Origin of the sequence: Pseudomonas sp. CFBP13509 (assembly GCF_005233485.1) — a bacterium.
Classification (GTDB): Bacteria; Pseudomonadota; Gammaproteobacteria; order Pseudomonadales; family Pseudomonadaceae; genus Aquipseudomonas; species Aquipseudomonas marginalis.
Window position 1 is genome coordinate 38105 of record NZ_QGAA01000004.1, and the last position, 22204, is coordinate 60308.

At 59.1% G+C, this 22204-nt stretch carries 20 protein-coding genes; 14 read left to right on the plus strand and 6 right to left on the minus strand.

The features are described from left to right. Positions 1–41 precede the first annotated feature (41 nt). On the minus strand, positions 42–785 hold the full coding sequence (locus tag PspCFBP13509_RS08105; RefSeq protein ID WP_065927695.1) for a GntR family transcriptional regulator: 744 nt from the start codon (positions 783–785) through the stop codon (positions 42–44). 136 nt (positions 786–921) lie between these two features. Between PspCFBP13509_RS08105 and PspCFBP13509_RS08110 the strand changes: the two genes are divergently transcribed. The 4 genes from PspCFBP13509_RS08110 to PspCFBP13509_RS08125 all read left to right on the plus strand — a co-directional run bounded on the left by PspCFBP13509_RS08110 (position 922) and on the right by PspCFBP13509_RS08125 (position 5956). Then, positions 922–1761: an ABC transporter ATP-binding protein gene (locus PspCFBP13509_RS08110; RefSeq protein WP_065927694.1), complete on the plus strand. Its 840-nt coding sequence runs from the start codon at positions 922–924 to the stop codon at positions 1759–1761. Continuing rightward, entirely contained in the window at positions 1758–2759 is a 1002-nt protein-coding gene (locus tag PspCFBP13509_RS08115) for an ABC transporter substrate-binding protein (protein ID WP_065927693.1), read from the plus strand. The genes PspCFBP13509_RS08110 and PspCFBP13509_RS08115 overlap by 4 nt, the downstream gene beginning before the upstream one ends. 13 nt (positions 2760–2772) lie before the next feature. After that, positions 2773–3522, plus strand: coding sequence for an ABC transporter permease (locus PspCFBP13509_RS08120; RefSeq protein WP_065927692.1), 750 nt, complete (start codon positions 2773–2775; stop codon positions 3520–3522). A 61-nt stretch (positions 3523–3583) separates the two neighbouring features. Further along, positions 3584–5956 carry a hypothetical protein gene (locus PspCFBP13509_RS08125; protein WP_074846655.1) on the plus strand — a complete coding sequence of 791 codons (2373 nt, stop codon included), beginning with the start codon at positions 3584–3586 and terminating at the stop codon, positions 5954–5956. Positions 5957–6185: 229 nt separating this feature from the next. On the opposite strand, the gene glcF is transcribed toward PspCFBP13509_RS08125, so the two are convergent. Genes glcF through glcD form a run of 3 tightly spaced genes read right to left on the minus strand, consistent with a single transcriptional unit; the run spans position 6186 to position 10024 of the window. Then, positions 6186–7457: a glycolate oxidase subunit GlcF gene (gene glcF / locus PspCFBP13509_RS08130; RefSeq protein ID WP_137211789.1), complete on the minus strand. Its 1272-nt coding sequence runs from the start codon at positions 7455–7457 to the stop codon at positions 6186–6188. Between the two features lie 3 nt (positions 7458–7460). Next, positions 7461–8525, minus strand: a complete 1065-nt coding sequence (gene glcE, locus PspCFBP13509_RS08135) for a glycolate oxidase subunit GlcE (RefSeq protein WP_137211790.1) — start codon at positions 8523–8525, stop codon at positions 7461–7463. Next, positions 8525–10024 (minus strand): glycolate oxidase subunit GlcD, encoded by a 1500-nt coding sequence (gene glcD / locus PspCFBP13509_RS08140; RefSeq protein WP_065948711.1) that lies wholly within the window; start codon positions 10022–10024, stop codon positions 8525–8527. The genes glcE and glcD overlap by 1 nt, the downstream gene beginning before the upstream one ends. Positions 10025–10218: 194 nt before the next feature. On the opposite strand from glcD, the gene PspCFBP13509_RS08145 reads away from it, so the two are divergent. The 10 genes from PspCFBP13509_RS08145 (at position 10219) to PspCFBP13509_RS08195 (ending at position 19706) form a co-directional block, all read left to right on the plus strand. Then, positions 10219–10431, plus strand: a complete 213-nt coding sequence (locus tag PspCFBP13509_RS08145; protein WP_137211791.1) for a hypothetical protein — start codon at positions 10219–10221, stop codon at positions 10429–10431. 133 nt (positions 10432–10564) lie between these two features. Further along, positions 10565–11509, plus strand: a complete 945-nt coding sequence (locus PspCFBP13509_RS08150) for a fatty acid desaturase (RefSeq protein WP_137211792.1) — start codon at positions 10565–10567, stop codon at positions 11507–11509. A gap of 30 nt (positions 11510–11539) precedes the next feature. Next, the gene (locus tag PspCFBP13509_RS08155; protein ID WP_053187662.1) at positions 11540–12571 is read left to right on the plus strand and encodes an ABC transporter ATP-binding protein; all 1032 of its coding nucleotides are present in this window, start codon (positions 11540–11542) and stop codon (positions 12569–12571) included. Continuing rightward, a complete protein-coding gene (locus tag PspCFBP13509_RS08160) occupies positions 12568–13197 on the plus strand; it encodes an ABC transporter permease (RefSeq protein ID WP_074846667.1) in 630 nt (209 codons plus the stop codon). The genes PspCFBP13509_RS08155 and PspCFBP13509_RS08160 overlap by 4 nt, the downstream gene beginning before the upstream one ends. Continuing rightward, on the plus strand, positions 13197–13880 hold the full coding sequence (locus tag PspCFBP13509_RS08165) for an ABC transporter permease (protein WP_137211793.1): 684 nt from the start codon (positions 13197–13199) through the stop codon (positions 13878–13880). The genes PspCFBP13509_RS08160 and PspCFBP13509_RS08165 overlap by 1 nt, the downstream gene beginning before the upstream one ends. A 49-nt stretch (positions 13881–13929) precedes the next feature. Continuing rightward, complete coding sequence (locus tag PspCFBP13509_RS08170) at positions 13930–14835, plus strand: ABC transporter substrate-binding protein (protein ID WP_137211794.1); 906 nt, start codon at positions 13930–13932, stop codon at positions 14833–14835. Positions 14836–14871: 36 nt separating this feature from the next. After that, positions 14872–16200, plus strand: coding sequence for an LLM class flavin-dependent oxidoreductase (locus tag PspCFBP13509_RS08175; RefSeq protein ID WP_137211795.1), 1329 nt, complete (start codon positions 14872–14874; stop codon positions 16198–16200). A 34-nt stretch (positions 16201–16234) separates the two neighbouring features. Continuing rightward, positions 16235–17008, plus strand: a complete 774-nt coding sequence (locus PspCFBP13509_RS08180; RefSeq protein ID WP_137211796.1) for a phosphate/phosphite/phosphonate ABC transporter substrate-binding protein — start codon at positions 16235–16237, stop codon at positions 17006–17008. A gap of 418 nt (positions 17009–17426) precedes the next feature. Continuing rightward, complete coding sequence (locus PspCFBP13509_RS08190; RefSeq protein ID WP_137211797.1) at positions 17427–18047, plus strand: TetR/AcrR family transcriptional regulator; 621 nt, start codon at positions 17427–17429, stop codon at positions 18045–18047. 387 nt (positions 18048–18434) lie between these two features. Then, the gene (locus tag PspCFBP13509_RS08195; RefSeq protein WP_137211798.1) at positions 18435–19706 is read left to right on the plus strand and encodes an OmpP1/FadL family transporter; all 1272 of its coding nucleotides are present in this window, start codon (positions 18435–18437) and stop codon (positions 19704–19706) included. Positions 19707–19777: 71 nt separating this feature from the next. Here PspCFBP13509_RS08195 and PspCFBP13509_RS08200 read toward each other — a convergent pair whose 3' ends face one another. Together PspCFBP13509_RS08200 and PspCFBP13509_RS08205 are read right to left on the minus strand one after the other, a co-directional pair. Then, positions 19778–20563, minus strand: coding sequence for an SDR family NAD(P)-dependent oxidoreductase (locus tag PspCFBP13509_RS08200; RefSeq protein WP_137211799.1), 786 nt, complete (start codon positions 20561–20563; stop codon positions 19778–19780). 39 nt (positions 20564–20602) lie between these two features. Further along, positions 20603–22060 carry an efflux transporter outer membrane subunit gene (locus tag PspCFBP13509_RS08205; RefSeq protein ID WP_137211800.1) on the minus strand — a complete coding sequence of 486 codons (1458 nt, stop codon included), beginning with the start codon at positions 22058–22060 and terminating at the stop codon, positions 20603–20605. Between the last annotated feature and the right edge of the window lie 144 nt (positions 22061–22204).

Here is a 22204-nt window from a genome sequence, read left to right on the forward strand (position 1 = left end):
TCGCGTATCTGCCGATCCCTCCAAATGACCTGTACAGATCGCTATTTGGCAGGGCTGGATTTGAATACGCCGCTGAGGACAAACGCATAGCGTTCCGGACGGATAAAGAAGGTGGTGCGGTCGCAGCAACGGCCGTCGGCAAAGTAAGAGCTGCGTTCCATCACCAGCAATGCGGCACCGCGTTTGACGTGCAGGGCACTGGCCAGGCTTGCATCGGCTGCTTGCGCACGAATGGCCAGGTCGGCACGGGTGACGGCCTGGCCGGTGATCGACTCCAGGATCGAGTAGATCGGTTGATGCTCGACGTCCGTCCAGACCACGCCGGCCAACTCGGCCGGTAGATGGCTGCGGCCCAGGGCGATAGGTTCGTCATCCACGAAATGCAGGCGCTCCAGCAGCAGGCAATCGTGGGCGCCTTCAAACAACTCCTTCAAGGCTTCCGGAACGGGCTGCAGCGTGTGGCTGATCACCTGCATGCTCGGTTTGAGCCCTTGCAATAACAAGGCTTCATGGAAACTGCGCAACGCATCCAGGCCATGCCGAACCTGCTTCGCGGCGACGAACGTGCCCTTGCCTTGCTTGCGCTCCACCACGCCGTCGTCGCTGAGCTTGCCCACTGCCAGGCGCACCGTGACGCGACTCACGCCAAAGCGTTCGCCCAGTTCGGCTTCTGACGGCAGTTTGCCGGTGGGTTCGAAATCGCCGCGCTGAATCTCTTCCAGCAAACGATGGGCGATCTGTTCGTAGAGCGAGGTGGTGCTGTCGCGCAGAATGGACGTGGACACGGTCGGCTTCCAGGGGCCTCGGAGTGGGGCGTTGCGCCTTCACTTCTAAGGTTATAAAAATAGGTTATTGGGACAACTTGTATTAATACGTATTATGTCAGGCATTCCCATTGTAAACGACCTGACGATACTTGCCATGCCCGACTCCTTGCCTTACGCACCAACGCAAGCCGACGCCCTGACGGTCGATCACATCAGTTTCAGCTACCCCAACGGCCATCGGGTGTTCAACGCGTTCAGCCTGAACGCCAAACCGGGCGAATTCGTCGCGATCCTCGGGCCGTCCGGCTGCGGGAAAACCACGCTGCTGAATCTGTTGTCGGGCTTTCAGCAACCCCAGAGCGGCCGGATCAGCATCAACCAGACCGCCGTGCGCCCTGAGCGCTCGGAGTTGGGGTATGTGTTTCAGGCGCCGCAGCTGTTTCCCTGGTTGAGCGCGCTGGAAAACGTGCGTTTCGGCCTGCGGATGACGGCGCAGCTCAGCGAGGCGCAACAGCGTGCCCAGGCGTTGCAGTATTTGCGCCTGGTCGGCCTGGAGAACGCGGCACAGCGCTTGCCCCATCAGTTGTCAGGCGGCATGCAGCAGCGCGTCTCCCTGGCCAGGACCTTGGCATTGGAGCCCAGCGTATTGCTGATGGACGAACCCTTCGCCGCGCTGGACGCCATCAGCCGCAACAGCATGAATGAAGAGACGCTGCGGATCTGGGCCGAGCTGGGTCAGACGGTGCTGTTCATTACCCACGACATCGACGAAGCGGTGTTCCTGGCCGACCGGGTCATCGTGCTCAACATCGCCCCCGGCGGTATCCATAGCGAACTGGATATTCATTTGCCGCGCCCGCGTTCCAACCTGAAAACCCGTCGCCTGCCGGCCTTTCTCGATTACCGCAATGAGCTGATGGAGCGCATTTCCCAGGTCATGGGCGCGGCCGAAGCCATCGCTAACCCCACCCGCCAACCCGAGTTAACCCCATGATCAAACGTTCGCTGCTTGCTCTTTCCTTGTCTGTTGCCGCCTTGGCAAGCAGCACAGGTGCCGTGGCCGCTGAAGAGAAACCCCTGCGTGTGGGGTATGTGTTCGCCATGGCCAACGCCCCGGCGCTGATCGCCGACAAGCAGGGTTACTACCGCGAGGAAGGCTTGAATGTTGACCTCAAGGCCTTGGGCGATGGCCCGGTGATCCAGCAGGCGCTGGCCGCCAATGAGCTGGACGTGGCCTATGTGGGCACGCCGCCGGTGTACCAATGGTTTTCCCGAGGTTTGCAAAGCCGGATTCTGGCCAAGGTCAATTACGGCCAGGCGGCGGTGATTGTCGATGCAAAAAGCCCGATCAACAGCCTGGAGCAGCTCAAGGGCAAAAAGCTCGCCGGGGTCAAGAAGGGCAGTGGCATGGACGTGCTGTTGCGCGGCTATGTGCTGAAAGAAAAAGCCGGGCTCAACCCGGACAAGGACCTGGACATCATCGACATGCCACCCGGCAACATGAACGCGGCGCTGGAGCGCGGCATCGTCGACGCGGCGTTTTCCTGGGAACCCTTTGTCAGCCAATCGTTGCTGCGCGGGTCGAGCCGGATTCTGCTCGACGTCAACCAGGCACTGCCGAACTACCCGTGGTACGTGGTGATCGCGCTGCCCAAAACCTTGCAGGAACGACCGGACGACGTGGTCAAGCTGCTGCGTGCGCACCGCAAGGCGATCGCGTTTCTCAACGAGCATCCCGACGAGTCGAATCGCATCATCGCCGAGGCGTTCAAGCTTGAAGCGGTCCAGGGTCCTGACGGCAAGACCATTGCCCCGGAGGCCATCGTCGCCCAGGCGCGCACGCGATTGGGCTGGTCGGCGGACTTGCAGCCTGCGGATATCCAATTCATCCAGCGCCTGATGAATTACTCCCACGACCTGGGCTTTATCGACACCACGCTCAAGACCGAGCAGATCGTGGATACCGCCTACCTGGAAAAAGCCTCGCGCTGAGTCTGAGCCTGTCATGTCCTTGCCAAAACCGAATTGGGGATGGGCTTCGCTGCCATTCCTGCTGTTGATCTGGATGGCCCTGGCCAGCCGCTTTCCCACCTACATCCTGCCGCAGCCCTGGGATGTGGCGCGCGAAGCGCTGCGTTGGCTCAGCGACAGTTCGCTGTGGCAGCACCTCAGGGCGAGCGTCCTGGAGGAAGTCGGCGGCTTCTGTGCGGCGGTGCTTGTCGCGATCGTGCTGGGCACGGCCGGCGGCTTGTCTTCGCGCTTTCGCGATTTCATCTCGCCGCTCAACAGCCTGTTCATGGCGATCCCGCCGATAGCCTGGGCGCCGCTGATCATGATCATTTTCGGCCTGGGTTATGTCTCCATTGTGCTGGTGATTTTCATTGCCGCGATGTTCCCCATGGCGGTGACCATCCAGGAAGGCGTACAGAGCATTCGCGGTGGCGAAGTCCGCGCGGCGCGCACCTTGGGCGCCAACCCCTGGCAATTGCTGGCCCACGTTTACCTGCCGGCCTCATTGCCCTTCGTGACGGCGGCCTTGCGCATCGGTTTCAGCCAGGGCTGGCGGGCACTGGTCGCCGCAGAAATGATCGGCGCCTCCCAGGGCATCGGCTGGATGGTCTCCACCGGCGGGCAGATCGGCAACAGCAGCCAGGTGCTGCTGGGCATCGTGCTGATCGGCCTGATTGCCTGGCTGATGGAGAGTTTTGTGTTCCGGCGCATCGAGCGCCACTACCAGAAATGGCGCGTGCAGTAAGCATCGTCCTTTGCTTTCGAACCCTTTCAAACCTTCAGTGGACCACTGCACGAGGTGTCATGTGAGTAACGTATTCGATCCCCGCGAAGCCGGGCATTACATCGCCCCCCAAGGCCTCTACGAGCGCAACAAGAAACGCCCGTTCCTCGGTAGCATCGACTGTGACCGAGACACGCTGATTGCCGGGCAATGGGATGAAATCACCCTGGTCTACGAGGTCGGCGGCAGCGGCCTGGCGGATGGCGCCTGGTTGAAACTGGCGTTCAAGTTCTACTCCGATTGGGCGCTGTTCCAGACCTCGAACCCGGCCGGTCCCAACTACGTCAGCGCCGAGTACCAGGCGGGCGAGTTGGTCCCCGGGCAGAGCCAGGCCACCGTGCAGCACCTGAAAGTGCGCTTCGACCAGAAGGGCCACGAACGGCCGTTCCAGAAAGCGATCATCATCGACATCATCGACGGCTACCTGAATCCCGGCGACAAGATCACTATTCGCCTGGGCGACCGTCGCCAGGGCGGGGCGGGCACGCGGGTGCAGAGTTTCGTCGAGAAAGACTTCCGTTTCCGGCTGTTTATCGACCCCTTGGGCAGCTCGAAATTTGCCGAGGTGCCAGGCGATCCGTTGCTGAACATCGTGCCGGGACCGGCGCAGCGTGTGCAGCTGATTGTGCCGCGCCTGATCAGCGCCGGTGAGGCGTTCGATGTGCTGCTGCGGGTCGACGATGCCTGGGGCAACACGTGCCGCAACCTGCCGCTCAACGGGGTGCTGACCCTGGTTGATCCGGAAGGCGGCGAGCGCCAGCAAGCGTTTACCCTGGCCAATGAAGGGTGGTCGACGGTGCGGCTCGAGGGGTTTGACCTCGGGGCGGTGGGCGAGTGGCGTTTGTCCGCCGAGGTGCAGGCGCCCGGCGTGCGTGGCGCCCAGGCGTTTGTCACGGTTGACCCGGCCGGCAGCGCATTGCGCCCGCTGTACGCCGACCTGCATGTGCACTCCGATGACACCGTGGGCACCAACGACACGCTCTACAACCTCAGCTATGGCCGCGATGTCGCCGGCCTCGATGTGCTCGGCTACACCGCCAACGACTTCAATATCACCGAGCAACGCTGGGATCAGGCGGTGAAGCTGATTCACGAACTCAACGAGCCCGGCCGCTTCGTCTGCTACCCCGGCACCGAGTGGTGCGGCAACTCCTGCGCGGGCGGCGACCGCAACGTGGTGTTCCTGCATGATCGCAAGCCCGAGTTTCCGTTCGATAACCAAGGGCGCCTGGTGCGCTCGTTCGAGTGGAACGAGTTCACTGCGGGCACCATCAAACCGGGGGCCTGGCCGGTGGACGAATTGTACGCGGCCTATGCAAAAGACCCGGAAGGTCACCTGATGATGCCCCATGTCGGCGGGCGCCGTTGCAACCTCGACTGGCACCATCCGGAGCTGGAACGCTTGATCGAAGTCGGCTCTGCCTGGGGCCAGTTCCATTGGGTCTACGCCGAAGCCCTTCAGCGCGGCTATCGGGTCGGCGCCGCGGCGAACAGTGATGAGCATCAAGGCCGTTGCGGCGGCGGGGTTCCGGCCACGGCGGTGTTTGGCTCTCGCGGCGGGCTGACCGGTGTGATTGCCGAGTCTTTCGATCGTTCGAGTGTCGGCAAGGCCCTTCGCGCCCGTCGCACCTTTGCCACGACGGGCGAGCGTGCGTTTGCCAGCCTGCGCCAGGGCCAGCATTTCATGGGCGAGGTCTTCACGGCCGATTCGAATGCCACCCTGGACTATCGATTGCTGGGTGAGGCGGGCTGGGAGCAGGTGGACCTGTTCGACGGCGATAAACTGATCTGGTCGCGCAACCTGCATCAGGAGCTGGGGTTTTCCGCCCAACGCATCCGGCTGCGCCTGGGCGGCGCACGCATCAAGGACCGTTATCGCGGCGCGTACTGGACCGGCGAAATCCGGGTGACGGGCGCGGTCATCAATGGTTTTCGCGCCCTGGGCCTCGATCATCCGGAGCAAACCGTATGGCGCAAGGACGCCACGACCCTGGCCTTTCGCACCGACACCAACGGCGACACCGACAGCATCGAAATCGACCTGTCGCAATTGGCCGGCGCGAGGTTGCAGGTCCGCAGCCGCATCGACAACTACATCAAGGTCGGCGATCCATCCGAACCGCAGCCCTACGTGCATGCACCGACGGTGCTGATGGAACTGTCCGGCGAAGAACTGCTGGCGCAATCCCAGGTGATCGAAGAGCTGCCCGGGGCTGAACTGAAAGTCTCCCTGGAAAGGACCACCGCCGAAGCGCTGCCCCGTGAACTGCAGGGGCAGATCGAGCTGGCACCACTCAATCTGCAAGCGGGTCGCGAGCATCCATTGTTCATCTGCGCGCGTCAACGCGACCAGTCCCGGGTCTGGACCTCGGCGCTGTTCCTCACGCTTGCTTAAGGCCGCCGTGTTCGAACCCGTTCGAGAGCGCGCAAAGAACCCTGTGGCGAGCGGGCTTGTTGTGGCGAGCGGGCTTGCCCCGCGTTGGGCTGCGCAGCAGCCCCAAAACCAGGCGCAGAGGCGTGCCTGATACACCGCATTCGTCTTCATCAGGGGCTGCTTCGCACCCCAACGCGGGGCAAGCCCGCTCGCCACAGGAGGCCGATTCAATCCAGGCATTGCGCCCCGGCTAGATTGCTGTGGGCTTCGGTGCGTGCAGCCGCAAGGATTCTGCAGTACCTGGTGAGGGCAACGCGGCCTCGACCAGTTCGATCCAGTGCCTGACCGGGGTGCGTCCTGCGCCGTCGAGGTGGGACTGGCAGCCAATATTGGCGGTGACGATGACGTCGGGGTGGCCGCTTTCCAACGCATTCAGCTTGTTATCGCGCAGTTGCCGCGACAATTCGGGCTGGGTCAGCGAATAGGTGCCCGCCGAGCCGCAGCACAGGTGGCCGTCGGGAACCGCGGTCAGGTTGAAGCCCAGGCTTGTCAGCATGGTTTCAACGGCGCCGCCGAGTTTTTGCGCGTGCTGCAAGGTGCAGGGGCAGTGGAACGCCAGGCGCTGGTCGCTGTGTACGCCGAGCTTATCCAGCGGCTCGCCACGCAGCACTTCAACCAGGTCCCTGGCCAGGGCACTGACCCTGTGCGCCTTGTCGGCATACGCCGGGTCGGTGCTGAGCAGGTGGCCATACTCCTTGATAAAGGCACCGCAGCCGCTGGCGGTTTGCACAATCGCCTCGGCCCCGTTTTCAATGCTCGGCCACCATGCATCGATGTTGCGCCGGGCACGCTCAAGGCCGGCCGCCTGAGCGTCGAGGTGATAATCCACCGCACCGCAGCAGCCTGCCTCGCGGGTGGATATGACGCTGATCCCCAGGCGATCCAGCACCCGTGCCGTGGCGGCGTTGGTATTGGGGGACAGACTCGGTTGCACGCAGCCCTCAAGCATCAATACCTGGCGGGCGTGGCGCGTGGTCGGGCGCGGTTTGGGCGGGTAGACGCGGCGAGGCAACTTGGCCTGCAAGGTGTTGGGCAATAAAGCTCGAAATAGCTGGCCACTGCCGATCAGCAGGTTGAACAGCGCGGGATTCGGAACGACGCTGCGCAACCCTTCGCGCAGCAAACGCTGACTGAGCGGGCGTTGCACTGCCGCGTCGACCACCGCCCGGCCGATGTCGAGCAAGTTGTGATAGTCGACGCCGGAGGGGCAGGTGGTTTCGCAGTTACGGCAAGACAGGCAACGGTCCAGATGCTCCTGGGTCTTGCGCGTGACTTCATTGCCTTCGAGCACCTGCTTGATCAGGTAGATACGCCCCCTCGGGCCATCCAGTTCATCGCCCAGCAGTTGATAGGTCGGGCAGGTGGCATTGCAAAAACCGCAGTGCACGCAACTACGCAGGATGCTTTCGGCTTCTTCGGCGCGAGGCAGTCGGCGGGCGTCTTCGCTCAAGGTGGTCTGCATGGTTCAAAGCTCCGCGTACAGGCGACCGGGATTGAAGATGCCCCGGGGATCGAGTTGCTGCTTCAGGTTCCGGTGGTAGCGCATCAACGTGTCGGGCAGCGGTTGGAAGGGACTGTCGATCAGGCCCGGGTGGTAGCAGGTCCCATGCCCGCCGGCTTTTTCGACCACCGCGCGAATGACGCTCGCGTCGGCGTCGGATTTGAGCCAGCGCTGGGCGCCACCCCAGTCGATCAATTGGGTACCTGGCAGCGACAATCGGGGTGTGTTGTGCGGCAAGGACAGGCGCCAAAGGGGCTGATCCTCATCGAAAAAAACCAACCGGTGTTCGTTCAGGTCTTGCCAGTAGGTCGCGTCCAGCAACTCGCCGCCCAAGCGCTCATGGGCCGCCGCCACCGAGCCTTCACCCCCTTCGAGCCGTAGGTGCAGGCGCTGGCCATCGTGACACGCGGCGCTGATCGGCAGCGGTTGCTGCCCCCATTCCGCCAGGCGCAGCAAGGCACGGTCGGTGTCCATTTCCAGGCTGATACTCAAGGTTTGCCGTGGTTTGGGCAGGACCTTGAGGGACACTTCGGTCACCACCCCAAGCGCGCCGTAACTGCCGGCCATCAAGCGCGACAGATCGTAGCCGGCGACGTTCTTCATCACCTCGCCGCCGAAGCGCAAATGCTTACCCTGTCCGGTGATGACCCGCGTCCCGAGGACAAAGTCGCGGACCGATCCTGACCAGGGACGCCGCGGCCCCGAGAGTCCGCAGGCAATCATGCCGCCGACGGTGGCGTGCTCACCGAAGGAGGGTGGTTCGCAAGGCAGCATCTGTTGCGCGGCGTCCAGCACTTCTGCCAACTCCGCCAATGGCGTGCCGCAACGGGCGGTGATCACCAGTTCCGTCGGGTCGTAGCTGACGATGCCCCGGTGGGCGCGGGTGTCGAGGACTTCCCCGGTGACTGCGCGGCCGAGGAACGCCTTGCTGTTGCAGCCCTGGATACGCAGCGGCGTGGCGTCGTTCAGCGCCTGGTTGACCTGCTCCAGCAGCGCTGCGCTGGCGTCGATAGGGTGTTCGCTGCGCATCAGAAACGCTCCAGGTCGGGGAAGGGCATCTGACCCAGATGAACGTGCATGGCGCCAAACTCGGCGCATCGATGCAACGTCGGGATGTTCTTGCCGGGGTTGAGCAATCCGCCCGGGTCGAAGGCGGCTTTGACGGCGTGGAACACGGTCAGCTCATCGCTATTGAACTGGGCACACATCTGATTGATCTTCTCGCGGCCCACACCGTGTTCACCGGTAATGCTGCCGCCGACCTTCACACACAATTCGAGGATCTTGCCGCCCAGGGCTTCGGCGCGGTCGAGTTCGCCCGGTTGATTGGCATCGAACAGGATCAGCGGGTGCATGTTGCCGTCGCCGGCGTGGAAAACATTCGCCACCCGCAGGCCGTACTCGCTGGATAACGCCGCGATAGCGTGCAGCACCCCAGGCAGTTCGCGACGCGGGATCGTCCCGTCCATGCAGTAATAATCCGGTGAGAGGCGGCCCACCGCCGGAAACGCATTCTTGCGCCCGGCCCAGAAACCCACGCGTTCGGCCTCATCCCGAGCCTGGCGCACTTCGGTGGCGCCGGCCTGTTCCAGCACCTGGCGCACGCGGTGGCAGTCGTCGTGGACGTCGGCTTCCACGCCATCGAGTTCACACAACAGAATCGCTTTGGCGTCCACCGGGTAGCCGGCGTGAATGAAGTCTTCGGCGGCGCGAATGGCCAGGTTGTCCATCATCTCCAGGCCGCCCGGGATGATGCCGGCGGCAATGATGTCGCCCACCGCACGGCCAGCCTTTTCGACGCAATCGAAGGCGGCCAGCAGCACTTTGGCGGTTTGTGGTTTGGGCAGCAGCTTGACCGTGACCTCGGTGATCACCCCGAGCATGCCTTCGGAGCCGGTGAACAATGCCAGCAGATCGAAACCCGGAGAGTCGAGGGCCTGGGAACCCAGGCTCACGTGTTCGCCGTCGACGGTCAGGATGTCGACCTTGAGCAGGTTGTGCACGGTCAGCCCGTACTTCAGGCAATGCACGCCACCGGCGTTTTCCGCCACGTTACCGCCGATGGAACAGGCGATCTGCGAGGAAGGGTCAGGCGCGTAATACAAGCCAAACGGCGCAGCCGCCTGGGAAATCGCCAGGTTGCGTACCCCCGGCTGAACCCGGGCGGTGCGGGCGGCGGGGTCGATGTGCAGAATGTTGTTGAAGCGCGCCATCACCAGCAGCACGCCTTTTTCCAGCGGCAGCGCACCGCCGGACAACCCGGTGCCCGCGCCGCGAGCCACCACCGGTACACGCCGCTCATGGCAGACTCGAAGCACGCCCTGGACCTGATCGATGTGGCGCGGCAGCACTACCAGCATGGGCGTGGTGCGATAAGCCGAGAGTCCGTCGCATTCGTACGGCTTGAGCGCTTCGCGCTGGTGCAGGATTTCCAGGTCAGGCAAGCGAGTCTGCAGGGCGTGCAGGAGTGCCTGTTTGTCGACGTCAGGCAGGACGCCGTCGACGCGTTCATCGTAGAGAATGTTCATAGTCGGTAGGCAACCCTCCGTTGTTTTTATTCGAGGTCTGTTCCGATGCAGCTGGCTTGCATCATTTGCCTGGATCACTTATTCATTTTAGGAATAAGCATAATAAAATATATTCCTTGATCGTATTAGTCATCATGCTACCTTGCTGTCACCGGACCGCCGGATATGTTCAATCCTATTGTTATGGTACGACTATGTCCGGCGCCCGAATCTTCCAAATCAGCCTTGAGGCTCTGTCACATGACGGCGCCCATGTCGCGATTTCTCACGCCGACAATATCAGCACCCGTCCTTTTTCCTCCATTGCCGTTCCATCCGTTACCGGCAAACCTCTCCCTTGTCAGGCCAACAGCGAAGCCTGCAGTGCAATCAGCGAAGGCTTGGCGTTTCTTCTCTACGCCATGTGAATCGTCGTTGTGGGGCACTTCCATACCGTTAGTCCAGCCAATCATCTTCAGGTAATCCCGGTTTATGGGTTGCAGCTTGAAGTGTGAGTGATTGGGCGCCCGTTCCGAGCACGTTCTATCGCGACTGACAACAATGCCAAACTATTTGGATGACGCTCATCGAGCGGAAATCGTCAAGCTGAGCACTACCCTGACCAGTAAAACCGAATGGCCCACCTGGCTTTTGTTAGTCGGGTTTTATCTGGCCTGGGCGTTTATTGTTTTTTATGGGCAAGTACTTGGCGAAGTATTCAGCCTTGTCCTGCTGGTGCCACTGGTTGTGCTGTGGATGTCGATTCAGCATGAGCTTATCCATGGTCATCCAACCCGTTGGCCCGCCATAAACAAGGCCTTGGGATTTCTGCCATTTGCCGTGTGGTACCCCTACGACATTTATAGGGACACCCATTTGGCACATCACAACGACGAAGTGCTGACGGTACCCGGGCAAGATCCGGAAAGTCGTTATGTCAGCGGTGCTTTTTGGTTGCGCTCGCCTCGATATATCAGAACGTTGTTATGGGTAAACAAGACCGTGGGCGGTCGCTTGCTTATGGGCGCGCCATTGGCGGTGACGGCCCTTGTGGGTAGCGAAATCAGAGGGCTGTTTCATACCGGTCGAATCGCTTGGCGGATGTGGGCCGCGCATCTACTCAGTGTTGGCGTAGTGCTGGCTTTGGTTGAGGAATACAGCGCCATCAGTGCCATACAGTACTTATTCCTGGTTTCGTTGCCGGCTTTGTCGATTGCCATGATCAGGTCGTTTTACGAACATCGTCCGTCAACGTATCCGGAACACCGCACGGTTATCAATGAATCGTCGGGGCTGTTGAGTTGGCTGTTTCTCAACCTCAATCTTCACCTGGTTCATCACGATCTTCCCGGTTTGCCCTGGTTTTACTTACCCAGGGTGTATAGAGCCAGGCGTGAACAATGGATCGCGCGAAACAATGGCTATGTCATTCATGGCTACTTCCAGTTATTGCAGAAACATCTGGTCAGTCCCGTGGATTGTCCTCGCCATCCTGCTGAGCACTAACACTAGGCAAGCTAATATGGGCGTCGGAAAATGATACGTTTTGAAGCCATCAGGAAAACTCATAAAGGCAGCCCGCGAATGGCCGTGAGCGATTTAACGCTTCACGTCCGGGAGGGGGAGATCTGTGTATTTGTCGGGCCGAGTGGCTGCGGCAAAACCACCATTTTGCGCATGATCAACCGGCTGGATACCCAGGACAGTGGCCGCATCTGTGTCAACGGCGTGGCGACCGATGAACTTGACGTCGTTACGCTACGCCGCGGCATTGGTTTCATGATGCAGAGCGCCGCCTTGTTTCCTCACCAGACGGTTGCCGAAAATATTGGCGCAGTCCCACGGCTGCTGGGCTGGAGCCAACATAAAATCCGCCAGCGCGTGAGCGAGCTCATTTCCCTGGTTGGGCTTCAGCCGGAATTTCTGGACCGCTACCCTAATCAGCTCTCGGGCGGGCAGCAAAGTCGTGTCGCCCTGGCAAGGGCATTGGCCTCGGACCCACCGGTTGTATTGATGGACGAACCCTTTGCCGCGCTTGATCCGGTGATACGCGAGCGACTGCAGGATGAACTGGTTGCGCTTCAGAGACGTTTGCATAAAACCATTATCCTGGTGACCCATGATATGGAGGAGGCCATCAAGATTGGTGATCGGATTGCGATCTTCGAGGGCGAAGGGAAACTTGTTCAGTTCGATACCCCTCACAACATCCTTGCCCATCCTGCCAGCGAGTTTGTGAGGAACTTTATCGGCAAAGATCCGCTGTTAAAAAGACTTTCGCTGATGAAGGTTTCTGATCTTCCGGTGGATGAGGTCAGTTGTGAATTCAAACTTCTACTGGATGACAAGTCCAACCCGTTGAAGTGGGTCAGTGACTCGGACATGCCTGTTCCGGAGCTGACAACAGTGTCGAGTCACGACTCGTTGCATCACGCACTGGTTAAGATGCTAACGGCGCCTATGGGTGTGGTTGTTCGCGTGGACGAGGCCGGCGGTTACGAAGGTTGCCTGTCGATTGCCAGCCTTCACAGCGCACTTAATGAACGCCGCTTCGGAAGTGCGCAATGATTGACTGGTCCTGGATCGTTGAAAACTGGCAGCAGATCGGCCAGCTGTTAGTCGATCATATTCAACTGGTGACCCTGGGCCTGTGTATAGGGATGCTGTTAGCGGGTGCAATGGTGCTCTTGACGTTGTGGCAGCCAGGATTGGCGCGGCCGATGATTTATGTCTGCGGCCTACTTTTTACCATTCCGTCCCTGGCACTGTTTATTTTGATAATGCCTTTTACCGGGTTATCCAAGACCACGGCGGTCATTGGTTTGAGCCTGTATGCCTTGCTTATTGTGTTGCAGAACACCTTGGCGGGACTTGCGAGTAACCCTGCGGACGTATTGGAGGAAGCCCGTGCGCTCGGGTATACGCGCATGCAGAGATTCCTCGGGGTTGAACTTCCACTGGCGCTGCCTGCGTTATTGGCGGGCTTACGAACAACCTCGGTTACTTTGGTGGGACTGGTGACTGTTACTGCCTTGATTGGTCAAGGTGGACTGGGCCAGCTGTTCATTACCGGGCTGGCTCAAAGTTTCACCACACCTGTGGCGGTCAGCCTGGTCCTGACCGTGATGTTGGCGTTATGTTTTGATTTTCTGTTTTATTCAATCAATAAATGGCTGGTGCCTTGGGTGCGCTGATGAACATGATCGCGGGTGTCTACCTTTGGTTTTCTCTACCTGATAATTGGTTGGGTGAAAACGGCATACTGACTCGGCTGGCAGAGCATATTTATTATGTGTCCTTGAGCCTGGTTATCGCTTGTGCAATAGCGTTGCCGCTCGGCGTACTGTTGGCTAACTACCGAAAAGGCGCGCAGGTGGCGATAGGGCTGTTCAATATTGGGCGAGCATTACCGTCCCTGGGTATTGTGATACTTGCAATCATGCTTATTGGCTATGAAACCAGCACGGTGATTATCGCGTTGGTGACCATGAGTATCCCGCCGATATTAACCAATACCTATGTTGGCATCGATCAGGTGGATACATCCCTGAAGCAGGCTGCCAGATCGATGGGCATGCGCAGAGGGCAGATGTTTTTTCAGCTCGAGTTGCCGCTGGCTTTTCCGTTGATCTTTGCAGGGTTCCGATCAGCCCTGGTGCAACTTATCGCCACGGCCACCATCGCCGCGTATGCAGGCTTCGGCGGGCTGGGCAGGTTTCTGATTGATGGACTGGGCCGAAATGATACGCCGCAAATCATTGGCGGCGCACTGATGGTGTCGGCACTGGCGATTGTCAGTGAGTGGGTTTGTTCAATGATAGAAACATTCATGGTTAGAAAATGGCGGGCGGGAAAAATCGAACTAAGCGCTACATGACCTGAGGCATTTGAAAGTGTGTATTAACTCTGCAGAGGTGCAAACCCACATGAAAAACAAACAACGTTCGAAGGCTCGCTCAGCGCACGCGGTTTCATTGTTGCTGGGGTTAGGCTTGCTGGTGGGCAGCGCGTTTGCCAGCGCTCAGTCCATCACCATTGGAGGGGCCAATTTTTCCGAGCAGACGATTCTCGCCAACATCTATGCGTCAGCCTTGAAAAATCAAGGGATAGACGTCAAGACCCGACTCAATCTGGGCAACCGCCAGATCATCGCCCAGGCCCTGGAAAACGGCGATATAGACGTCGTCCCCGAATACCTGGGGTCACTGTTGAGTTTCTATGACGACAAGACCGCCCTGACCAGCCAAAAGGAGATCCTCAGCGCTTTGCAACAGAAGTTGCCGGCGGACCTCCAGTTGCTTGAACCTTCGTCCGCGGGCTCCATTACCGCTTGGGCCGTCACCCAAAAGACCGCAGAAAAGTACAACCTGCGTATCTTGTCCGACCTGGCGCCCGTCTCGGGTGATTTCACCCTGGGCGGGCCTCCCGAAGTCGCCACGGCTGCGTTAGGCCTGCCCGGCTTGAAGGCGGTCTACGGCATTAATTTCAAGAGCATCAAGTCGCTGGACATGGGCGGGCCCTTGTCGCGGCTGGCGTTGAACTCCGGTGCTATCGACGTGGCCACGGTGGTCTCCACGCAAGGCATCCTGGCGAAAGAGCCTTGGGTTGTCCTCGAGGACGACAAGCACCAACAGCCCCTGCAAAACATCACGCCACTGGGTCGCAAGGCGTTGCTGACCCCGGAAGTCACCCAGGTGCTCAACGAGGTCTCTGCAAAACTGACCGATGACGACCTCAAGCAACTCAATCGCCTGGTTGATATCGATCACAAGGACCCCGCGAAAGTCGCGGCGCAGTGGGTTGCCGAACATACCGTCAAGACGGCCCAGTGAAAATCAATGCGACGTGGGTAAGGTCGCGGAGGCGTTATGTCGAATAAAAGTATGATTTTGAATTTGTTCTTTTTTAACCCCCAGGGCGATCATCGTTTTTCCTGGCGCCACCCGCTGGCACCGACCCAAGAGATATTGACCCTGGGTTACTACGTAAAACTGGTGCAGGCGGCGGAGGCGGCGAAGTTTGATGCGGTTTTTGTTGCGGATCACGTCGCAGTCTGGGACTCCGTGGCCAGCGGGTTGAGGCACTATGCCAACGCCCGCCTGGAACCGATTACGCTGTTGTCCGCACTGGCTGCGGTTACCGAGCACATCGGGCTGATGGGCACGGCTTCGACTTCCTATAACGAGCCCTTCAACCTCGCGCGCTATTTTGCTTCGCTGGACTACCTCAGCGCAGGGCGAGCCAGTTGGAATATCGTGACGTCCTGGCTGGAAGAAGAGGCTTCGAATTTCGGATTGTCAGGCGTGACGAAACACGGCGATCGTTATCAGCGGGCCGAGGAATTCATCCAGGTCGTCAAGCAGCTTTGGGACTCCTGGGAGGAGGGTGCGCTTGAATTTGACAAGGGCACCGGCGCCTTTGCCGACCCCTCGAAAATTCACCCGATCAATCACAAAGGCGCACATTTCAGCGTACGTGGGCCGCTTAACGTGCCGCGTCCACCCCAGGGCCACCCGGTCCTTGCCCAGGCGGGGTCTTCTGAAGCCGGCAAGAACCTGGCCGCCGCCCATGGGGACGTACACTTCTGTTTTATCAATTCGGTCGAGGAGGGAGTGGCGTACAGGGCCGATTTGAATCGCCGACTCGAGTTGAAGGGCAGGCATTCCAGTGATCTGAAAATCATCACCGGCGTGCTGCCGGTGGTGCTCGGGGATGAGACTGAGGAGGAACGACGTCGGCACCTGGAGGACAGCCTGATTATCGATGCGGTGGCGATTGACCTGGTCTCCAGCTACACCCGCCTGGACCTGACAGGACTATCGCCGGACGGACCATTGCCAGCGTTGCCGGATGAGTCCGAGTTTGATGGCATTCGAACTGAGCTGGCGTTGCTCAAGCAGTACGACACCTCCCTGTCCATCCGCGAGATAGGGCGCCGGTTGGTCAAGAGTTCAAGTACCTGGCTGCTGATCGGAACGGCGGAGCATATTGCCGATAAGCTTGCAGCGTTATACGAGTCGAATGCCGTCGATGGCTACAACCTCATGTTTCCGTTTTTGCCCACTGACTTCGAAACATTCACCCGTGGCGTGGTGCCTCTGCTCCAAGCCAGAGGGGTGTTCCGCCAGGAATATGAGCCCGGGACACTGAGGGATCGTTTGGGCTTGAAGACGCCGGCCAACCGTTTCCTGCTGTGAGCAGTATCAATCGCACCCTCTGAATGGATGTCATATGACCAGCGATCTATCCATGTACCTCGCTCCCGCCAGGGTTCTACACGCACAGGATGCCTGGCTTGAGCGCATCCTGGCGATTCTCGGCGAGCGCCGTGGGCAAACACAGATCGTTGATCTTGCGGCGCACTGGCTTTCCCCGGATCTGTTGTTATCCCAGACCTGCGGCTATCCATTCGTTACGTCGCTGCGGGGAAAGGTAAAGCTGGTAGGGCGCCCGAGCTATGAGCTTACCCATGGCTCTGGAGGGGACCATTGCAGTGTGCTGCTCTGCAGGGCTGATTCGGCCGTGACTGACCTGGCGGGTTTCCAGGGCCGCCATGGCCTGATCAACGCCCCGGATTCCAACTCTGGAATGAATTTATTTCGCCACACGCTGGCCGGGATCAGCGACCGAGGTTTCTTCTCGAAACTCACCTTCACCGGATCCCACAGGGAGAGCCTGCGAAGGCTTAGAGAAGGCGAGGGTGATTTGGCTTCCATCGATAGCATCACCTACGACTATCTTGCGAGAGATAACAGTGCCGAGATCGAAGGCCTCAGGATCTTGACACGAAGTGTGCGCAGTCCCTGCCTGCCTTACATCACCTCGATTGGTCAGGACGCCGCTTCAATCAGGAACGCAATGAACGAAGCCTTGGAGCAGCTTCCTGAGGTGTCCCGTGACCTGGCGATCAAGGAAGTCCTGCCCGCCAGTGAGGCTGACTATGAGTGTCTCCTGGAATATGAGCGCAGTGCGGCCAGTCGCGGCTTTTCGTTTGTAGCGTCCTGAGCGGCCCCATCTCAAACACCTGCTATGCAAAGGCCAACCCTTGATCTGCGTGCACACAGCCTGGGTGGAAATACCGTAGCGATCGTGCAACGACGGAAGCGCACCCGCATCGAAAAACGCGTCCGGCAACAGCTGACAGGGATTGACAGGGGAGACGCCCACGCTCGGTGGCGCGGGGTGTTTTTGGCCGGTCAGATTGAAGCCCCTTGGCTTGGAGGCCGCCGTTAGTGAGCTAGAGAGTTCGATGGCGGGGTACGGCGTTTGCACAACACGTCGAAAAAACTGATTGGGGGAGGTGTTTGACCCTCCGCGTAGAGACAATTGACCTGAAACCAACCCTGATCATTGCGAGCTTGTGACAAAAGTATAATTTGGTCACTCGTTGTCAAGCGCTTTTCGGATGCGTAAGCTAGCTCGTATGAACAAGACATCCATAGCTTCCCCCAGCATCCGTGGCCCTGCCGATCATGAGATCCGGAATCAGATCGTCGCGGCGGCCAATCAGCACTTCAGTCAATACGGCTATAGCAAAACTACGGTTTCCGACCTGGCGAAAGCGATCGGGTTTTCCAAGGCGTACATCTACAAGTTTTTTGATTCCAAGCAGGCGATTGGTGAGGCTATCTGTGGCAATTGCCTGGCGGAAATCATCGCGGCCGTAGAACAGGCCATTAATGCAGAGGACATCTCGCCGACCGAGCGTTTTCGACGTTTGGTGAAAACGCTGATCGCTACCGGGGTGAATTTGTTCTTCAGTGATCGAAAGCTCTATGACATCGCCGCATTTGCAGCGTCTGAGAACTGGCCCTGCGCTCAGCAATATGATGCGTTGGTCAGGGGCTTCGTGGTGCAGATTGTGCGTGAAGGCCGAGAGATCGGCGAATTTGAACGCAAAACACCCTTGGACGAAACAGTCGATTCGATCCACCTTGCGCTGCGCCCTTTCGTCAATCCGTTGCTTTTGCAATACAACCTTGACTTCGTCGAGCTGGCTCCGGTCCTCACCTCCAATCTCATTCTGCGTAGCTTGATGCCGTGAGCCTGCGTTAATCATCTCTATCACTTTGCTCTGATATCAACGCTTGGATGATGGTGAACACCGATCCAGGTGGACACCATTTTCCGGGGCGCGGTATTAATTCCAATCCGGGGCCTGATCCCCACATTCACAGCCATGTATCAACCCTCACTACGTAACTGAGTGGATTATCCGCGCAGCATTTGCCGCGTAGCCATGCATGCTCATTTGCTGAATTTGTGACGATTGACATAAATGGTCACATGAATAAATATGCTGTACCTATCCTGGAGGAATCGACGTGGCGCGCACGATCTTCGTAAATCTGCGCTGCGGCCCCTCCCGGTAGCCCGCGCTCAGCGTGACGCTCTCTACCGCTTTATCCCGATGATCTATCGAGTCCTAATAATGAAAAAAATACTGCGCAGGACCCCGCTTGGCCTTGCTGTTGCCCTCTCGTCGACTCAATTGTTCGCGAGCGGTTTCGCTCTCAATGAACAAAGCATCAGTGGGATGGGCTCCGGATTTGCCGGCCGTTCTTCATCTGCAGAAGACGCGAGTACCGTCTTCGGTAATCCGGCCGGTATGTCTCGCTTGAAAAAAGAGCAGGCCAGCGTCGGGGCGGCAACGCTTTTCGCAAAGGCCAATATAAGCCAGACGCGCAGCACATTCGGGGGGCAGGAGGACGGTGACATGGTGCCGACCACCACAGTGCCCATGGGTTACTACGTCAAACCCATCGATGAGCACTGGGCGTTCGGTGTGGGTTTCTATGTGCCGTTTGGGCTAATGACCGATTATGGCAGTGGGTTCGCCGGCCGCTACTACGCCAACAAAAGTGAGGTCACGACCCTTACGTTTCAGCCCACCATCAGCTATGCGTTCAACGACAAGGTCTCGATCGGTTTCGGACCGACCATCAACCGTATCAGTGGTGAGCTTTCCGGGATGGTGCTCAATCCACTCAGCCCGGGCCGCAATGACGGAAAACTCAAAAGCACCGGCGATGACACGGCGCTTGGGTTTAACGCGGGTATTCTAGTGCAAGCGACAGATCGAACTCGGTTGGGTCTGACCTATCACTCCAAGGTCAGCTACCAGTTGGATGCCAAGACCAAGCTCACCGACGGCATCTTCAGTGTGCTGGGTGTAAGCGGTACGAGCTATGACGCTTCCTTGGATGTGGACACCCCGGAATCAGTCGATTTTTCCGTGACTCATCAACTCAACAGTGACTGGACGCTCTACCTGGGCAGTACGTGGACGCGCTGGAGTCGCTTCAAGGAGTTGGTGTTCGAAAACAGTGGTTTGCCTGCGGCGTTGAGCGGAACACTGAGTCGCATCACCGAGGAGCAGAACTGGCACGACACGTGGGCGCACGCTATCGGCACGGCGTATAAGCTGAACAATCAGTGGGTTCTTCGCGCCGGCTTCTCGGTTGACCAGTCCCCCGCCAACAACGTCAACCGTGGGCCGCGAATCCCTACCGGTGACCGGAAAGTCATCAGTGTGGGGGCAGGGTGGACGCCGGCAGAGAATGTCACGATCGATGTGGCGTATTCCTACCTATGGGAGGAAAGCGTACAGGTCAATGACGTATCCGCCTCAAGAGGCGCCTACAGCTCGAAGTATAAAAATAGCGCGAGCGGTTTGGGGACTTCTGTCAGCTATCGATTCTGACTCACTGCGGGGCCTGAGAGCGGATACCTAGTGGATCAGGTATCCGTCGTCGGAGGCATTGCCTGGCCCGCTCAAACACCCATTACTCGCGACATCAGGCCCTGATGAAGTCGACGGGGTGTGGCCCAGGTCAAGACCGCAATAGCCTTGTTGCCAAAGCCCGGCACGACGCTCATGCGGCCTGCGTGCAACGCTTGTATCCCCGCTCGCACTACAGGCTCGGGTTGCATCATGACCCTCTTCAAGACCGGTGTTATCTTTTGTTTGGCACTTGCTGCAAACCCGGTATCCGACATGCCTGGACAAAGCGCTGTGACCACCACACCGTCTTGTTTGAGTTCACGATGCAGGGCGTCGGAAAATCTGAGTACGTAAGCCTTGGCGGCAGAGTAAACCGCAAAATTCTTCACGCCCTGGTAGGACAGCAGGCTGGCAGTCATCAAGATATGCCCTTTGTGCCTGGCCCGCATATCCTCTGCAAACAGACGAGTGATGGCGGTCAGGCTGGCGACGTCCAGGTCGATCATCGCCAGGGAACTTTCCAGGGGCTCATCCAGGAATGCTCCCTGCAAGCCGTAACCCGCATTGTTGATCAGGACATCGACCACCGTATTGCTGTCACGCAGGCGCCGATGCAGATCGATAATCACATTTATCGATGAAAGATCTGCTTGCTGCACCATCACGTCGACGTCGAAACGACTACGCAATTCGTCCGCGAGTGCTTCAAGCTCGTTCAGCCTGCGGGCTACCAGAATCAGCGATTTCCCTTTTGCGGCGTACTGTCGGGCAAATTCCTTGCCGAATCCGCTGGAGGCTCCAGTAATGAGCACCCATGAATTTTCTCTCACTGTCATCTTGCATACCCCTTGTTTGAATCTCGAAAACCACCCGTGTCATCGGCTCGTCAGTCGGCTATCCGAGGGCTGCCAGCCGCCGCCCAGCGCCTTGAACGCGGCGACTGCCGCGCGTGCCGATTCGGTTTGTGCCTGCGCCCGAGCGTCGGAAGCCTGAAGCAGGGTCTCGTCAGCGTGCAGAACGTCAATCAAGCTGGCCGTGCCTTTCTCATAAGCAGTGAACGACGATTGGCGCGCTTGCGTCAGAGACGTCTCGCCTCCAACGAGGGTGGTCGCTTGGGCGTCCCGATTCACCAGTGAGGAGAGCGCGTTCTCGACATCCTCGGTGGCGCGCAGCACAGACTGACGGTAAGCGGCCAGGGATTCGGCTTCCTGTCCCTTGGCTTGGTCGATTTGGGCGTTGATGCGGCCAAAGTCGAAGAGTCGCCAGCGCAGTCCCAGTACGCCCGACGATTGACTGGCGCCGCCGGAAAAAAGATTGCCTGCCGATACAGCCGTTGCACTCCCCAGTAATGCGCTCAGAGAGAACTTCGGGTAGTACTCGGCAATCGCCTCTCCGATGCGTGCGTTTGAGGCGGCAAGGCGGCGCTCGGCCACTATGAGGTCAGGCCTGCGGCGCAGTAAGTCGGCTGGCGTTCCCATGGCCTTTAACTGCGGCGCTGCCGGAATGCTTGCGACCATGGCAAGTTGCGTGCGATGAGTACCGGGTGGCGTGCCGAGCATGACATCGAGTGAATTCATGGCCGCATCCAGACCGGTCTGCAGGACCGGTACGGTGGCTTGGACCTGTGCTAAAGCCCCCTCGGTCTGACGAACCTCATGGCTGGCGGCAAGTCCCTTGCTGTAGAGCAATTGGACTTTCTCCAGCAGCCCCTGCTGGGTTTTGACTTGTCGATTCGCGATGTCCAGCCGAGCCTGCAGTCCGCGGACAGTGATGTAGATATCCGCAGTCTGTGCAGCGATGGCCAATCGCGTGGCTGCGGCGCCAGCCTCGGACGCTTGGTACTCGGCCAGTGCCGCCTCGCGTCCGCGTCGCAGGCCGCCAAAGACATCCACTTCCCAGCTGGCATTGAGGTCGGCCTCGTAGGAACTGCTATAGCGATCATAGCCGGGGGTTGAGTTCAGCACCTGGCCGAGTGGCGTCTCGACTGATTGGTAGGCGCGGGCGGCCTGACCGCTGATGTTTCCCGAGGGCCATAAAGCGGCATTGGCGGCGCCTAGTCCTGCCCGCGCCTGCGCGACTCGTGCCTGGGCCTGTGCCAGATCAAGGTTCTGTTCAAGCGCCTTGGCGACGAAGTCGGCGAGCAGTGGATCACCGAAGCCCTCCCACCAGATGACGAGGCTGGCAGGCGTCGCCCCTGGTCTCTGCTCGACAGAAGGCTGGCCCAGGTAACGGTCCGGGAGCGGGGTGTCCGGACGGCGATAGTCCGGACCGACCGCACAACCTGTCATCAAGCTGGCGCTGATCAAAAAAGCAGCGGGGCGGAGGGCGTGCATTGAGATTCCTTGAATCGAACATTGTTGGTGACCATAGTACTGTATGGTCACTCCCTGTCAATTGAGGCCTCTGGGCTAAATTCAGGCATGACTGAAAAATATCGTTCATCTCCGTCATGTGCTCCTTTGGAATATGCAGTCCTG

Coding starts and splice junctions, on each gene's coding strand:
- PspCFBP13509_RS08110 (WP_065927694.1), top strand. CDS start 922: ATGCCCGACTCCTTGCCTTACGCACCAACGCAAGCCGACGCCCTGACG.
- PspCFBP13509_RS08115 (WP_065927693.1), top strand. CDS start 1,758: ATGATCAAACGTTCGCTGCTTGCTCTTTCCTTGTCTGTTGCCGCCTTG.
- PspCFBP13509_RS08120 (WP_065927692.1), top strand. CDS start 2,773: ATGTCCTTGCCAAAACCGAATTGGGGATGGGCTTCGCTGCCATTCCTG.
- glcF (WP_137211789.1), bottom strand. CDS start 7,457: ATGCAGACCACCTTGAGCGAAGACGCCCGCCGACTGCCTCGCGCCGAA.
- glcE (WP_137211790.1), bottom strand. CDS start 8,525: ATGCGCAGCGAACACCCTATCGACGCCAGCGCAGCGCTGCTGGAGCAG.
- glcD (WP_065948711.1), bottom strand. CDS start 10,024: ATGAACATTCTCTACGATGAACGCGTCGACGGCGTCCTGCCTGACGTC.
- PspCFBP13509_RS08145 (WP_137211791.1), top strand. CDS start 10,219: ATGTCCGGCGCCCGAATCTTCCAAATCAGCCTTGAGGCTCTGTCACAT.
- PspCFBP13509_RS08150 (WP_137211792.1), top strand. CDS start 10,565: ATGCCAAACTATTTGGATGACGCTCATCGAGCGGAAATCGTCAAGCTG.
- PspCFBP13509_RS08155 (WP_053187662.1), top strand. CDS start 11,540: ATGATACGTTTTGAAGCCATCAGGAAAACTCATAAAGGCAGCCCGCGA.
- PspCFBP13509_RS08160 (WP_074846667.1), top strand. CDS start 12,568: ATGATTGACTGGTCCTGGATCGTTGAAAACTGGCAGCAGATCGGCCAG.
- PspCFBP13509_RS08165 (WP_137211793.1), top strand. CDS start 13,197: ATGAACATGATCGCGGGTGTCTACCTTTGGTTTTCTCTACCTGATAAT.
- PspCFBP13509_RS08170 (WP_137211794.1), top strand. CDS start 13,930: ATGAAAAACAAACAACGTTCGAAGGCTCGCTCAGCGCACGCGGTTTCA.
- PspCFBP13509_RS08175 (WP_137211795.1), top strand. CDS start 14,872: ATGTCGAATAAAAGTATGATTTTGAATTTGTTCTTTTTTAACCCCCAG.
- PspCFBP13509_RS08180 (WP_137211796.1), top strand. CDS start 16,235: ATGACCAGCGATCTATCCATGTACCTCGCTCCCGCCAGGGTTCTACAC.
- PspCFBP13509_RS08190 (WP_137211797.1), top strand. CDS start 17,427: ATGAACAAGACATCCATAGCTTCCCCCAGCATCCGTGGCCCTGCCGAT.
- PspCFBP13509_RS08195 (WP_137211798.1), top strand. CDS start 18,435: ATGAAAAAAATACTGCGCAGGACCCCGCTTGGCCTTGCTGTTGCCCTC.
- PspCFBP13509_RS08200 (WP_137211799.1), bottom strand. CDS start 20,563: ATGACAGTGAGAGAAAATTCATGGGTGCTCATTACTGGAGCCTCCAGC.
- PspCFBP13509_RS08205 (WP_137211800.1), bottom strand. CDS start 22,060: ATGCACGCCCTCCGCCCCGCTGCTTTTTTGATCAGCGCCAGCTTGATG.